At 50.4% G+C, this 13,371-nt stretch carries 13 protein-coding genes; 4 read left to right on the top strand and 9 right to left on the bottom strand.

Annotation, left to right across the window (positions count from 1 at the left end; translation table 11 throughout):
- Nucleotides 1–76: 76 nt before the first annotated feature.
- Nucleotides 77–337, top strand: coding sequence for a hypothetical protein (locus ACFSUB_RS00765; protein WP_380711281.1), 261 nt, complete (start codon nucleotides 77–79; stop codon nucleotides 335–337).
- 259 nt (nucleotides 338–596) lie between these two features.
- Here ACFSUB_RS00765 and hemY read toward each other — a convergent pair whose 3' ends face one another.
- The 5 genes from hemY to ACFSUB_RS00740 all read right to left on the bottom strand — a co-directional run bounded on the left by hemY (nucleotide 597) and on the right by ACFSUB_RS00740 (nucleotide 6,531).
- On the bottom strand, nucleotides 597–1,973 hold the full coding sequence (gene hemY / locus ACFSUB_RS00760; RefSeq protein WP_380711280.1) for a protoporphyrinogen oxidase: 1,377 nt from the start codon (nucleotides 1,971–1,973) through the stop codon (nucleotides 597–599).
- A 10-nt stretch (nucleotides 1,974–1,983) separates the two neighbouring features.
- Nucleotides 1,984–2,922: a ferrochelatase gene (gene hemH / locus ACFSUB_RS00755; RefSeq protein ID WP_380711279.1), complete on the bottom strand. Its 939-nt coding sequence runs from the start codon at nucleotides 2,920–2,922 to the stop codon at nucleotides 1,984–1,986.
- Between the two features lie 19 nt (nucleotides 2,923–2,941).
- Nucleotides 2,942–3,976 (bottom strand): uroporphyrinogen decarboxylase, encoded by a 1,035-nt coding sequence (gene hemE, locus ACFSUB_RS00750; RefSeq protein ID WP_380711278.1) that lies wholly within the window; start codon nucleotides 3,974–3,976, stop codon nucleotides 2,942–2,944.
- A 232-nt stretch (nucleotides 3,977–4,208) separates the two neighbouring features.
- The gene (locus ACFSUB_RS00745; RefSeq protein WP_380711276.1) at nucleotides 4,209–6,362 is read right to left on the bottom strand and encodes a transglycosylase domain-containing protein; all 2,154 of its coding nucleotides are present in this window, start codon (nucleotides 6,360–6,362) and stop codon (nucleotides 4,209–4,211) included.
- Entirely contained in the window at nucleotides 6,352–6,531 is a 180-nt protein-coding gene (locus ACFSUB_RS00740) for a hypothetical protein (RefSeq protein WP_380711275.1), read from the bottom strand. Before ACFSUB_RS00740 ends, ACFSUB_RS00745 begins: the two co-directional genes overlap by 11 nt.
- A 161-nt stretch (nucleotides 6,532–6,692) precedes the next feature.
- Between ACFSUB_RS00740 and ACFSUB_RS00735 the strand changes: the two genes are divergently transcribed.
- The gene (locus ACFSUB_RS00735; protein ID WP_380711274.1) at nucleotides 6,693–7,409 is read left to right on the top strand and encodes a cytochrome c biogenesis CcdA family protein; all 717 of its coding nucleotides are present in this window, start codon (nucleotides 6,693–6,695) and stop codon (nucleotides 7,407–7,409) included.
- A 17-nt stretch (nucleotides 7,410–7,426) separates the two neighbouring features.
- Nucleotides 7,427–8,602: an amidohydrolase gene (locus ACFSUB_RS00730; RefSeq protein ID WP_380711273.1), complete on the top strand. Its 1,176-nt coding sequence runs from the start codon at nucleotides 7,427–7,429 to the stop codon at nucleotides 8,600–8,602.
- A 137-nt stretch (nucleotides 8,603–8,739) separates the two neighbouring features.
- Here ACFSUB_RS00730 and ACFSUB_RS00725 read toward each other — a convergent pair whose 3' ends face one another.
- The 4 genes from ACFSUB_RS00725 to ACFSUB_RS00710 are packed head-to-tail and all read right to left on the bottom strand — an operon-like array spanning nucleotide 8,740 to nucleotide 12,771.
- Nucleotides 8,740–9,480 carry an EcsC family protein gene (locus ACFSUB_RS00725; RefSeq protein WP_380711272.1) on the bottom strand — a complete coding sequence of 247 codons (741 nt, stop codon included), beginning with the start codon at nucleotides 9,478–9,480 and terminating at the stop codon, nucleotides 8,740–8,742.
- 2 nt (nucleotides 9,481–9,482) lie between these two features.
- On the bottom strand, nucleotides 9,483–10,712 hold the full coding sequence (locus ACFSUB_RS00720; protein ID WP_380711271.1) for an ABC transporter permease: 1,230 nt from the start codon (nucleotides 10,710–10,712) through the stop codon (nucleotides 9,483–9,485).
- Entirely contained in the window at nucleotides 10,712–11,449 is a 738-nt protein-coding gene (locus ACFSUB_RS00715; RefSeq protein ID WP_380713142.1) for an ABC transporter ATP-binding protein, read from the bottom strand. The genes ACFSUB_RS00720 and ACFSUB_RS00715 overlap by 1 nt, the downstream gene beginning before the upstream one ends.
- Nucleotides 11,450–11,466: 17 nt before the next feature.
- Entirely contained in the window at nucleotides 11,467–12,771 is a 1,305-nt protein-coding gene (locus ACFSUB_RS00710; protein ID WP_380711270.1) for an AMP-binding protein, read from the bottom strand.
- 143 nt (nucleotides 12,772–12,914) lie between these two features.
- On the opposite strand from ACFSUB_RS00710, the gene ACFSUB_RS00705 reads away from it, so the two are divergent.
- Nucleotides 12,915–13,343 (top strand): HIT family protein, encoded by a 429-nt coding sequence (locus ACFSUB_RS00705; RefSeq protein ID WP_380711269.1) that lies wholly within the window; start codon nucleotides 12,915–12,917, stop codon nucleotides 13,341–13,343.
- Nucleotides 13,344–13,371 lie beyond the last annotated feature (28 nt).

Here is a 13,371-nt window from a genome sequence, read left to right as displayed (position 1 = left end):
CATCATGCATAATTTGAGCAACTGCGGTCACACTACGTAGTGCTCCACTAAATCCACAATCATGGAGGGATTTTAGATGACACAGCAAAACCAGAATCAACAAATGCAGCAGGCGCAGCAAGCCATCCAGCAAGCCAAACAGAATATGCAGAATGCCGGCAACGATCCACAGAAACTCCAGCAGTGCCAGCAGCAGCTGCAGCAGGCTGAGCAGCAATTACAGCAGGCCGGACAGCAGCAGACCAGCATGACAGCTCAACCACAGTTCCAACAGGCTCAGCAGGATCTGCAGCAGGCACAGCAAGATTTGCAGCAGGTACAGCAGAGCCAGCAGTAACCAGCAGGAACTAAAAGAAGTAATGGAAGCAGGAAAGCCGGGATAAAATCCGGTTCATGAAGAAAGAGTCTGGGACAAAACCTTTAAAAGCAACGAAAAATGCCGAACGATTTTTTAAATCCGTTCGGCATTTTTCGTTGCTGCGCCAACATGCTTTGCTTTTTTCCAGAGCACAAGGGCCGCACCGGCTCGCGGCCGGGGTTCCACCGGATCAGCTGCCTGTCGAAATCGGCGGAGTCCGGCCGGCTCCCCACATCGATTACTGTTCCATCAAACGGCGCACGGCCTGCTCTCCCTGGCTGATGCAGTCCGGGAGACCAACCCCTTCAAATGCGGCTCCCGCCATGTAGATGCCGGGAAATTCTGTTTTCATATGGTCTGCTATACGTTCCATTTTTTCGAAATGTCCTACTTCATACTGCGGCATGGCGTGACGCCAGCGTGTGACATTGGAATATTCCGGCTTACCGTCCACAGACATCACCTGGTTCAAATCTTTCAGAACAATATCCACCAGTTCTTCGTCCGATTTTTCGACCACTTCGACGCCGCCGGGCTTTCCCACATAACAGCGAAGCAGCGCCTTTCCGGGAGGAGCGGCATGGTCCCATTTGCGGTGTGTCCAGGTGCAGGCGGTGATGGTGTATCCGCTCTTTTTGGAAACGACAAATCCGGTACCGTCAAAATCACCGCTGAGCTGGTTTTCATCAAAGGCCATCGCTACCGTCGCGACAGACGTTGCGGGAATGGAAGCAAGTTCTTCGTTCAGCACGTCTGAACCCAGCAGCGCTGCGGTAACATCGTGCGGGGTTGTCATGATCACCCGGTCAAACAGAGACGTGCTCCCGTCGTTGAAGATGAGCTCATACTGCCCTGCTTTTCTGCGGATCGACTGCAGACCGGAATTTTTGTGGACCGCATCTTCATCCAGGTGATTCTCAATACCTTCCACAAACGATTGAAGTCCCTTCGTCAAACTGTAAAAACCAGCTTTTTTCCGCCCGCCTCCGGAGGAAGGGCGTTCCCCTTTCATTCCAAGAATGAGGCTCCGGTACTGCCGCTCCACTTCAAAAAAACGGGGAAACGTCGCCTGAAGGCTTAACCGGTCAATGTTTCCGGCGTAAATACCGGACAAAAGTGGTTCAATCAGATGATCCACCACTTCACTTCCAAGGCGTCTCCGGAAAAAAACACCAAGCCCCTGATCTGTCTCTGATTTGGAGCGGGGCAGGATAAAGTCCCCTGCTGCCCGCAGTTTGCCACGTATGGAAAACAACCCTGTCGTTAAAAAAGGACCCAGTTTAGTCGGAATTCCCATCACAGAACCTTCCGGAATCGGGTGCAGGGAACTTCCTTTCAGAATATAGGCGCCGCTGGCGTTGTTTGATATTAATTCTTCTTCAAGGCCTACTTCTTTTGCCAGGATGGAAGCACTCTCTTTCCGGGCGAGAAAAGAATCAGGACCCTGCTCAATAACAAAACCCTTGTGGTAGTCCGTTTTTATTTTGCCACCGAGACGTGAATCTTTTTCAAAAAGATGGTATTCCATATCCAGTGAATTGGTCATAATCTCTTTCTGCAGATAGTAGGCGGCTGCAAGTCCGGTAATGCCGCCTCCAATTATAGCTGTTTTCATGATCCATTCCTCACTTACTCTCTGCCTCTGTCTGCCTTTTTCTTAAAATGGCATCTGCCAGTGCATCAATAAATTCAGGCTCCGCATTCGGCATAGCAGGACGGTAATAGGACGCACCAACTTCCCCGCAGGCCTGCCGGCACTCGACATCATTGTCAAACAGAACCTCAAGATGATCCGCCACGAATCCAACCGGACAGTATATAAAAGCATTGTATCCATAATTGGAATGGAGATCTTTTGTTAAATCCTGAACATCAGGGCCGAGCCATGGATCCGGTGTATTCCCCTCACTCTGCCAGCCGATCGCGTAATCAGAAATACCGGCTCCTTCTGCAACCCATTTCGCTGTTTCTTCAAGCTGCTCAGGATAAGGGTCGCCGGCCTGTATAATTTTTTCCGGGAGGCTGTGTGCTGAAAAAATCACACACGTCTTTTCATCCGGACGCGTCTGCTCCATCGTGCGTTTCACCTGATCCACCCAGTATTCGATGAACTTCGGTTCGTCGTGCCAGTTCTCAACAGAGTGGATCTCCGGGCCGTTAATACGTTCGGCTTCTTCGTGCGCCCGGCCGTTATATGATTTAATGCTGAATGTAGAAAAATGCGGCGCAAGCACAATACTGTATGCTGTTTCGATACCGTCTTCCTTCATCTGGGCCACGGCATCTTCAATAAACGGATCAATGTGCTTCAGACCGAGGTACCAATGAAATTCGACATCTTCTGTCCGCTCATTCAGCCGCTGCTCCAGGCTCCGGCCCTGATTGTTTGTAATCTTGGCCAGAGGGGAAACGCCCCCTATTGCTTCATATCTTGAAATTAAATCCTGAAGCGCTTCTTCCGACGGCTTTCTGCCGCGGCGGATATGCGTATAGTAGGATTCCACCTCATCAAGGCTGCGAGGTGTTCCGTATGCCATCACGAGCAGTCCGATTTTCACTGCCATATAGGATGACCCCCTTTTATTATTTCTGTGTATATTCATGAACAAATGCTGTTAACCGTTTCAGCGTATCCGGATCTACCTCCGGAAATACGCCGTGTCCCAGGTTGAAAATGAACCCGTTTTCCTGCATGCCCTGGTCGAGAATCGGTTTGACCTGTTCTTCAATAGCGTCCCACGGTGCAAGGAGCAGGGATGGATCAAGGTTCCCCTGGAGGGCTTTTTTCACTCCCTGGTTTCTCGCTTCTGACACAGACGTGCGCCAGTCAAGACCAATAATTTCAAGCGGCAGGTCGTTCCATTCCTGTATCAGATGTCCAGCCCCTACTCCGAACATAATGATGGGAACGTTCTCGTGGTTCAGTTCTTCAAATATTTTTGTCATAACCGGCTTTACATAGCGGCGGTAGTCGGCTGCGTTTAACGCTCCGACCCATGAATCAAAAATCTGGATGGCTTCCGCTCCTGCCCGGATCTGTGCTTTCACGTAACGGATCGTCATATCCCCGAGCTTGTCCATGAGTGCCTGCCAGGCCTCGGGCCGGGCATGCATGAAGGCTTTTGTGTGGTAGTAGTTTTTGGACGGGCCGCCTTCAATCATATAGCTTGCGAGCGTAAACGGTGCGCCGCTGAACGTGATCAGCGGGACATGGAGCTGTTCCCGGAGCAGACTGATCGTGTCCAGTACAAACGGGACTTCCTGTTCGGGGTCAATCATCCCAAGTTTATCGACATCTTCGTGATGCTTAATCGGATTATGAATGACCGGGCCGACTCCCGGCTTAATATCGACTTCAACCCCCATGGAAGGAAGAGGCGTCATAATATCTTTGTACAAAATGGCAGCATCGGTATTGTACTGATCTACCGGCAGTTTCGTTACATAGGCGCACAATTCCGGATCTCTTGTTATCTCAAATAGCGAATATTTTTCTTTCAGTCTGCGGTACTCCGGCTGTGAACGGCCCGCCTGGCGCATATACCAGACCGGGACATGGTCCACTGCTTCTTTTCTTGCAGCCTGCAGAAACGTCATGTTTTTTTTCTGTTCGGTCATAGCCATTTCCTCCTGTTCCTGTAAGCCTGTTCATTCAGCGGCTTTCCTGCATTCGTCTATCTTTCCATACCCTTTTTACCATACTCCACAAGCATTGTCATGTACAGCACTTCCAGCCATTGTTCATAAAATGGATAGATATAAAAAAGCGCGGGGCGCCCTGGGCAATGGAAGCCCTATAAATAAAGCAGGGGGCTGCCCTTGGATGGACAACCCCGCATTGCTCCTTCTATTATCCGCCCCCGAAAATCGATCCCATCGAGGCTTCTGCCACATTGGAAGCTTCGCCTTCTTTTTCGGTCTGGGGATTATAGGGAACCACCATATACTCTTTCATGTTGAAGATGTTCACTCCTTCAATCGTATGCTCTCCTGTTCCCTGTACTTCGGTAACTTTCCTGCTCGCCCCGTCTGTCACTTCGTAGATTCTGTAGATGACGCGTTCATCTTCGGCAGCCGTCCACTCCAGCTGGACATTGAAAAGACCGCCTCCGCGAAGACTCAGGGACGCAGATAAGTCATCCACGTTTCCCATCTCCACCGGCGCTTCAAGATCCTGTACGCCGTCGGGCTGTTCAAAAGCGGTGCGGACATCCGATTCTTCCGGCACCTCATTTAAAATATCTTTAAACAGCCGGGTCGGGAAAGAACTGCCGGCCTGCAGGTACTGTTCTTCGGTCGTCTGGTCGTATCCCATCCACAATGCGCCGGTCCACTGCGGAGTGAAGCCTGCAAACCAGGCATCCCTCGTCGCTCCTTCCACCTCTACAAAAGACGTGGTCCCGGTTTTACCGGCAAGCGGGTACGTCGTAGAACCAGCGGTGCCGGTCCCTTCCTCCACCACATTCTGCAGCATTCTGGTCATGTACCAGGCATTCTGGGGACTCATGACCTGCTTCGTTGAGGTTTGTGCCTCCGCAATGACCTCCCCGTCACGATTCTCTATCTTTGAAATGAAATAAGCTTCCGTTGTCTCTCCATTATTAGCAAAAGCTGTATAAGAGGAAGCTATCTGATACGGCGACAGCCCTTCCGACAATCCGCCAAGCGCCGCGGCTAAACCATTATCCTCGATATCAAGCCCCGCAGATTCCAGCCATTCCGAGGTCGTGCTTCGGTCAAGCTGATCATAAAGCCACACCGCCGCCGCATTTGTCGATTCTGTAAGCGCCCTGTTCATTGTTATTTCGCCTGCATACTCGTCGTTATAGTTTTTCGGTGTATAGTCGCCATACCTTGTTTTTTCATCCTGAAGGAGAGAATACGGCTGATAATTTCCCGATTCCAGTGCAGGAGCGTAGACGGCGAGCGGCTTCATGACCGAACCGGGCTGGCGCTTGGCTGTGACACGGTTGAGCCCCTGACGTACGTAGTCTCTTCCTCCCTGCACCGCTGCCACACCACCGCTTTGGTGATCCATCATGAAAAAAGACCCTTGAACATTGTCTGATCCCTCCGGAAAGTAAGAGTCCTGCTGAAACAGATCATACGATGCCTGCTGCATCTCTTTATTCATTGGGACGACAATGTCGTATCCTCCCCGGTATATCTCTTCAGCCGACAAATTATACTTCGTTTCGGCTTCGTTTAGAACCATATCAATATACGTATAATAAGCCGGACTGTTTTCTCTTTCATGGAGCGTATCGGGAAGCGTCTTCCCCTGAAGGGAGACAGCCTCCTCCGCTCCTACATACCCCTGCTCTTCCATCAGGGAGAGGACCGTGTTGCGGCGGTCCAACGCCTCTTTGGCATCATCCACCGGTGAGTAATTCGACGGTGCTTTCGGAATGCCTGCGAGCATAGCGGCCTCATCCACCGACAGCTTGGCCGCATCTTTATTAAAATAGAGCTGGGCTGCAGACTGCACACCGTATGCCCCGTGCCCGAAGTAGATTTGATTCAAGTAGTATTCAAGAATCTGATCCTTGCTGAATTTTCGTTCCAGTCCCATCGCAATCAATACTTCTTTCGTTTTGCGCAGCAGGGTCTGATCATTGGTTAAAAACGAATTCTTGGCAAGCTGCTGGGTAATCGTACTGCCGCCTTCCACGATACTTCCCGCAAGAATATCACGGTAAAGCGCACGCAGAATGCCGCGCGGGTCTATACCCTGGTGTTCATAAAAACGCATATCTTCAATCGCAACAAACGCCTGCTTTACGTGGTCGGGGAGCGATTCAACCTGTACAACGTTCCGGTCTTCCTGATGGAGCTCTGCCAGTTTGGTACCATCTTCATCATAGAGCACAGACGTTTCGTTCATAACAAGCTGTTTTTCATCGATGGCAGCTGCGCCTATCACAACTGACGATAAATATATACCGGCGCTGACCAGCATAAATCCGATGAGCAGAAGACCCCATTTCACCCATTTATTTTTCATTTCGAACAGCGGCTCCTTCATGTTGCACGATAATTTCAATATACATACGTTCTGCTGCTATTATAAAGTATTCTCCTCTTTTTCGGCATCTTTTTTCACAGCTTTTGTTATTCTGCGTGATTTTAACAACTTTTATCAAACCTTGTCCAATTGCATCCTGAATTTCCAATTCCCCCGCTCAATGCTATCATGATATGATAAAATATATATTGCTCACTACACACACTAAAAGGACGGGCATGCACACCCGCATCCGCTCGTACACTAAGATACAGCCGCTTTTCCGGCTGGATTTTTGGCATCACGGAGTAACAAACAGGAGGGGTATCAGTGAATGACATCAGCATCTGGCTCGCTTTTGGTGCAGGGGTTGTTTCTTTTTTATCCCCCTGTATTTTTCCACTCGTCCCGGCTTACCTTGCCCAGCTCACAGGGGCCACTGTGGCAGATGGGGAAGTGCAGGTTGGAAGGCGGATTATCGTCTCGCGGAGTCTTGGGTTTATTCTCGGGTTTACGTTGATATTTATGGTTCTCGGTGCTACTTCCACCGCGCTCGGCTCTTTAATTGAAAATAATCAGAAGGTCATTCAGCAGGTGGGCGGTATTGTAATTATTCTGTTCGGCTTGCAGATGACCGGACTTATATCCATTAAAGCACTAATGACCGATAAGAAAATACACCGAACGCCGAAAAAATCAACGAGTTTTGCCGGCGCGGTGTTTTTCGGGCTGGTATTCGCTGCCGGCTGGACCCCATGTATCGGGCTGGTTCTCGGTGGTATTCTTACACTGGCAGGTTCGGCTGAAACCATGTACACTGGTTTGTTTATGCTTTTCATCTACTCTATGGGGCTGGGTCTTCCTTTTTTGATCGTCGGCCTGCTTTATTCGAAATCCCTGCATAAATTAAAACGGCTTAACAGATGGCTCCCGCGGATTCAGCGGGGAAGCGGCGTTATTATGATTGCGCTCGGCATTCTGCTTTTCACCGGTTATTTTCAGATGCTGTCTGCGTATTTCTCCCAATTCAATCCGTTCAGTATTTAATACGGAGGAGGTTTATTATGGAACAGAAGTTATTTGAGCTGCTTGACCAGGGCTATGATGAAATGGTGGAGATCCGGCGTTACCTTCACCAATATCCGGAACTGTCTTTTGAAGAAGAAGAAACGCCTGCCTATATTGCCGAGTACCACCGCAAACTCGGGCACACTGTACATACGGGAGTCGGCGGACGCGGGGTGACCGCAAGACTCGAAGGCGGGAAACCCGGCCCTGTTATCGCGCTGCGGGCGGACTTTGACGCGCTTCCGATTCAGGAAGAAACCGGCCTGTCGTTTGCCTCTAAACACGACGGCGTGATGCACGCCTGCGGCCACGACGGACATACGGCTGAAATGCTCGTTCTTGCCAAGGCACTGAACGAACTCCAGGACGAACTGTCCGGCACCATTCTTTTTATTCATCAACATGCGGAGGAACTGGCTCCCGGCGGTGCAGCAGCCATGATTGAAGATGGCTGTCTGGACGACGTGGATGTCATCTTTGGGACACATCTCTGGGCAACGGTGCCTTACGGGGTGATGCAGTACAAGGACGGCCCCATGATGGCAGCGGCCGACCGGTTTGAAATAGATATTATCGGCCAGGGCGGACACGGGGCCACCCCTCACCTCACGAAAGACGCCATCGTTATCGGCTCGCAGCTCGTAACGACAATCCAGCAGCTCGTCAGCCGCCGTATCGATCCGCAGGAATCCGCGGTCGTCTCGGTCGGGTCGTTTGAAGCAGCGAACGCTTTTAATGTCATAGCCGACCAGGCCCGCCTCGTCGGCACGGTCCGCACCTTCAACAACGAGGTACGGGACACCATTGAACAGGAGCTGAACCGCATGACAAAAGCGGCCTGTGACAGTGCCGGGGCAGAAGCGGACTTCCGGTATTTCCGGGGTTATCCTGCTGTCGAAAATCATGCCCGGGAAGCGGAATTTCTTGCCTCCTGCGCTGCTGAAGTGCCGGGTGTAACAGAAACAGAATACATGAAACCACAGATGACAGGCGAGGACTTTGCCTATTATCTTCATCACGTGAAAGGTTCCTATTTCTTCACCGGTGCAGCCCATCCTGATTGGGAAACACCGTATCCCCATCACCATCCGAAGTTTGATATTGATGAACGGGCCATTCTTCTGGCCGCTAAAATTCTCGGCAAAGCCGTCATCGATTACGAACCGGCCTGATGAAGTAAACGTTATGAAAAACAGAATGCAGCCAGGGTGTGGACACTACCATCCTGCCGGGGGATTCTGTGCCCATTGCACGACCAATCCAACCAAAGAAGTCCGGGCAGCTCTAAACAGAGCAGCCCGGACTTCTTTCACATTTCTTTTTCCATCAGCCACTTCCAGCGGTACCCCTGCTTGGCGGCCTCTCCCAGCTGCGCCAGCAGATGATGGTTGGCAGCTGCACCTATGACAGCGCCGAAACCAGGCATCAGCTGCAGCATTTTCACCAGATCAATATGATCTCTGTATTCCTGCTGAAATGCCGTCCAGTCCCATTCTTCAGCAATCTCCAATTTTCTCGGTTTTTCTTTGATATAGTCGTCCCACGTCTCGAGACGGTCCGCGGTTTCTTTTCGTTTCTCCGGACTGGAAAACGCCGCCTGAAAAATGTGGAGCAGATACAGCCGGTTCCGAAAATCATGGACATCCAACCCGTAAATCATCGCCGCGGAAAAAAGAAAACGCATTTTGAAACCCAGCAGAAGTGGAAAGTCTGCGGCTCCAAGGAGGATGCCGCCGGCCCCGGTCCCGGCTCCTTCCACAGCCGCCCCTCTCTGGTAAAACGGGATCAGCTCTTCAAGCTTTTGATCCGCTTCCTCAAGCGTTTCAGCCGGGGATAATTTTTTATTCGGCAGATAATCCGAGCCTGTCAATACGCCTCCTGTCATCTGCTGTACAGCCTTCCCCATGGAGCGGTGAAACGCTCCGGGCATCAAATGGTTAATCCGGCCCTGCACTCTTGCCGCCGCGCTGCGCGTCATGCTTTGTGGTTTTTTCAGCTGCCGCAGCCACACCCGGGCTTCTTCAAGCGCTTTTTGTTCGTAATCGTTCATGATCACGCCTCCTGATCCGGCTGAATCATCGCCTTGTCTTTTTGGGATAATGGATACACAACACAAAACAGCAGACCTGCACCAAATAGAACCACACCCGGCAACCATGAACCCGCTGTCAATAGATAGACGACAGTAAGCAGGGACGTTTGAATGACAAGAAGTGTTTTCACGAGTGCTTTAAAATCGTTTTGTTTATGCTCAAACGGCACCGGATAAAGGTCCGGCCAGATGGTCACGTCGAGGTGATGCCAGAGAGTTCGAAGCTGTACGCTTGTCATGTAAAGGAAAAGAAACGCAGCCGCCATCCGGAACCAGTCGTTTGGAAAAGCATACATAACGAGCCCCGCGGCCAGTATTAACCGGATATACATGCCGAAGTATTCGCCCGATCGTATAAAGGATTTGCCGAACAGAACCAAGAACACGGAGCCTTTGTTCCAGACCCAGCGGTCCATCAGCGCACTCAGCCAGCGGCGGCGCTTCACCCCTGTCTTGACGTACCCGACATCGGTGAACGAGCGCACGAACCGGTAAAATGCGGACAAACGCTTTTGCTCCTGCTGCAGAAGCACTTCCCATTTCAGCAGATGACGGCCGAGAAGCGGGTAGTAATAAAAGACGTACACAAACACCATCAGAATAACGACCGCCGCCGGAAACCACAGCGGAGCCCCGTGAAACAGAAGGTAGCCGGCTCCTGCATTTAAAACCGCACGGCCGGCTGTATGTTTAAAACGGATGGATTCTTCCTGGAACCGCATTTCCGCCCAGAATGAAGCGTAATTCCAACCATTGATGACAAGAAGCAGCAGCAGGACCGTATACATGTACAAATTGTCATCAGCGACCCGGTCTCTAAATAACGGACCGAGCAGCAAAAACACAATAACAACCGATGCCGACTGAAACACGTATGAATAGATAACCGATTTTCTAAAATATGATTTTAACCGGTTTTCCAGCGGCAGCAAAAAGACGAGGTCGCCTTCTTTTAGAAACGTGCGGAGCGGACATCTCGTTAACAGATATGCAAAAAGCAGTGTAAATAGAAGCGGAACCGGGACCGAGGAAGGCAGCCATTCCATAAACGATGGATAAAAATATCCACCGGCCAGAAACAGAGCATACAGGCTGAACATAAAGCCGCTGTTGCCGATCAGGCGCAGATAGCGCACGGCTTGATACCAGAACGTCTGGACACGGTCTTTCCACAGCGATTGTATATTCATCAAACTTCCCCTTTGGTCACTTCTATGTATAAGTCGTCAAGATCGGCTTCCGGCATGCCTGTCTGTTCGCGCAGTTCCGCAAGCGTTCCCTGATGCCTGATCCGTCCTTCATGCAGAAGAATGAAACGGTCGCAGTACCGCTCCGCTGTAGCCAGAATATGAGTCGACATCAGGATGGCGGCTCCCTCCTGTTTTTTCTCCTCCATCATATCCAGCAGTGACTTGATGGCCACAGGGTCAAGACCGACAAATGGTTCGTCCACAACATAAAGACTGGGCTGCACAAGAAAGGCACACATAATCATGACCTTCTGACGCATGCCTTTAGAAAAGTGGCTTGGGAACCAGTGTTTCATCTTTTCCATCCGGTATTCTTTCAGCAGGCTGGCGGCCCGTTCCTCAAACAGGTTATCTTCGACTCCATAAGCGGCCGCCGTCAGCCTTAAATGCTCCCACAGTGTGAGTTCTTCATACAGGATAGGCGTTTCGGGAATATACGTGAAGGTCCGCCGGTACGTTTCCGGTTCTTCCCGGCACCGCACTCCCTGTATCCGAATATCGCCATTTGCCGGCTCCATCAAGCCTAGAATATGTTTAATGGTTGTACTTTTTCCTGCTCCGTTCAACCCGATAAGACCAACCATCTCGCCTGCCTGCACGTGAAAGTCAAGCTCATGCAGGACCGGCTTGTGGATATTGTAACCTCCACTGACCTGATTCAGTTCAAGAAGCTCCATCATGATTGTGCCTCCTTCTACGGCGTCGTATCCACATGAGGGGATGTATATGCCGTTTTTCTTTTCCGTTCTTTGATTTCAATGTATCCGTCCGCATCGATTACAGCACGGTCACCTGTATGAAGCCAGCCGTTCTTGATGGACTGTGATGTTTCGTCCGGATTTTTGAGGTAGCTTTCCATCACATGGTTGGAGCGGATAATAATCTCACCACTCGTCACCCCGTCACGTGGAATTTCCACTCCTTCATCGTCGACAACTTTCACATTGACGCCGATCATGGGAAAGCCGGTTTTCGCCTTCACCTCTTCTTTTTGATTGTCTGTCAGATGCTGATGCTGGGGTCTCACCTCTGACACAGCAACAAGCGGGGAGGTTTCGGTCATACCGTAGACCTGCACAAATTCCCAGCCCAGTTCCGTTTCCACCCGGTGCACAATATCACGGGGAGGAATTTCTCCGGATACGACCAGACGCACATCACGGTTTTTTGGAGCGGTGCCTTTTTCTTTGTAGTACTCCAGCAGGTTCTGCAGCACAGGAGGTGTCATGTGGACCACCGTGATATGATAGGCATCGATATTATGTGCTGTAACACGCGCTTCCATGTCCTGCTGCATAACCTGAACCGCCCCGTTGGATGTGTAAATAAATGGAGCCCCCCAGGCATTCGCGTGATGCATGGGCAGCACATGCAGGAGCCGGTCCCCATCACTCACCCGGAGATGGTGCATAGCTGATAAGGCGTGCAGGTAGTTGCTGCGATGGGCAGTAAGCACTCCTTTCGGCTGGCCGGTTGTCCCCCGTGTGTACTGCAGCGTTGCAACATCCTGTTCTTCAAGTTCCACCCGGTCGTATGCATAACCCGGGAACTGATTTTTCCATGAATCGTAATGCAGGCATCCCTCCGACACCGGAGATTTTCCAATGACGATGATATGTTCAATCGTTTCAAGCTGGTCTGTAATGGAAGAGATGCGCGGATACAACGCCTCTTCTACAATCAGCACCCTGCTTTCACTATGATTCAGAATAAATACATATTCTTCAGGGCTCAGACCTGTACCGAGCGGAGTCATCACCGCCCCGGTCTGAAATACTCCGTAATATCCTTCTACCATTTCCTGACAGTTACGGGTTAAATATGCTGCTTTGTCCCCTTTTTTGATACCGAGATCGTTTAACGCACGGGAAAGTTGATTAACATTATAATTTAATTTTTCGTATGTTACTTCTTTTGACCCATCTATCACTGCCGTCCTATTTCCGTACAACGACACCGCGCGGTCAAGAAAATCCGTTAATAGCAGGGGGACAAACATGGAAGTCCTCCTTTTCCTTATTTGTACTAAACAGATTATAGCATTACGGCTTTATTTTTGTAACAATCCAGAGTTGTTTTTGCCGATGCATGAGCGGACTGATAGAATAAAGATATACTATTAAATATAAAGGAGCGTTGCCCATGACACACGACAGTACCTGCATTTTCTGCAAGATCACCGCCGGAGATATACCTGCTGCGGTTGTTTATGAAGATGATGTCTGCCTTGCCTTTGTCGATCTCGGTCAGGCCACGAAAGGTCACACCCTGCTGATTCCAAAGGATCATCAGGAAAATATCTTTGAATTACATGAAGATACGGCTGCCCATCTTTTTAAAACAGCTCCAAAAATCGCAAACGCCATCAAAGAAGAGTTTCAGCCCGCCGGAATGAACATCATCAACAACAACGGTTCCGCCGCTTCCCAGTCGGTATTTCATTACCACCTGCATTTCATCCCGAGATACGGAGCGGATGATGGTTTTCAGCCTGTGTTTGAGGATAACAGCTCCCATTACACTTCCGAAGATCTGCAGGCTGTCGCCAAACGCATCAACAGCCATTTATAGAACCATTTATTTTTATTACGTCGACCAC

Source organism: Salibacterium lacus (genome assembly GCF_042684865.1).
GTDB lineage: Bacteria > Bacillota > Bacilli > Bacillales > Marinococcaceae > Salibacterium > Salibacterium lacus.
The sequence above is the reverse complement of the archived record's forward strand: the minus strand, read 5'-3'. Positions and strand labels throughout refer to the sequence as shown.

Bases quoted from the DNA above. Each gene is read 5' to 3' on its own strand.
- ACFSUB_RS00765 (WP_380711281.1), top strand. From the start codon at position 77: ATGACACAGCAAAACCAGAATCAACAAATGCAGCAGGCGCAGCAAGCC.
- hemY (WP_380711280.1), bottom strand. From the start codon at position 1,973: ATGAAAACAGCTATAATTGGAGGCGGCATTACCGGACTTGCAGCCGCC.
- hemH (WP_380711279.1), bottom strand. From the start codon at position 2,922: ATGGCAGTGAAAATCGGACTGCTCGTGATGGCATACGGAACACCTCGC.
- hemE (WP_380711278.1), bottom strand. From the start codon at position 3,976: ATGACCGAACAGAAAAAAAACATGACGTTTCTGCAGGCTGCAAGAAAA.
- ACFSUB_RS00745 (WP_380711276.1), bottom strand. From the start codon at position 6,362: ATGAAAAATAAATGGGTGAAATGGGGTCTTCTGCTCATCGGATTTATG.
- ACFSUB_RS00730 (WP_380711273.1), top strand. From the start codon at position 7,427: ATGGAACAGAAGTTATTTGAGCTGCTTGACCAGGGCTATGATGAAATG.
- ACFSUB_RS00725 (WP_380711272.1), bottom strand. From the start codon at position 9,480: ATGAACGATTACGAACAAAAAGCGCTTGAAGAAGCCCGGGTGTGGCTG.
- ACFSUB_RS00720 (WP_380711271.1), bottom strand. From the start codon at position 10,712: ATGAATATACAATCGCTGTGGAAAGACCGTGTCCAGACGTTCTGGTAT.
- ACFSUB_RS00715 (WP_380713142.1), bottom strand. From the start codon at position 11,449: ATGGAGCTTCTTGAACTGAATCAGGTCAGTGGAGGTTACAATATCCAC.
- ACFSUB_RS00710 (WP_380711270.1), bottom strand. From the start codon at position 12,771: ATGTTTGTCCCCCTGCTATTAACGGATTTTCTTGACCGCGCGGTGTCG.
- ACFSUB_RS00705 (WP_380711269.1), top strand. From the start codon at position 12,915: ATGACACACGACAGTACCTGCATTTTCTGCAAGATCACCGCCGGAGAT.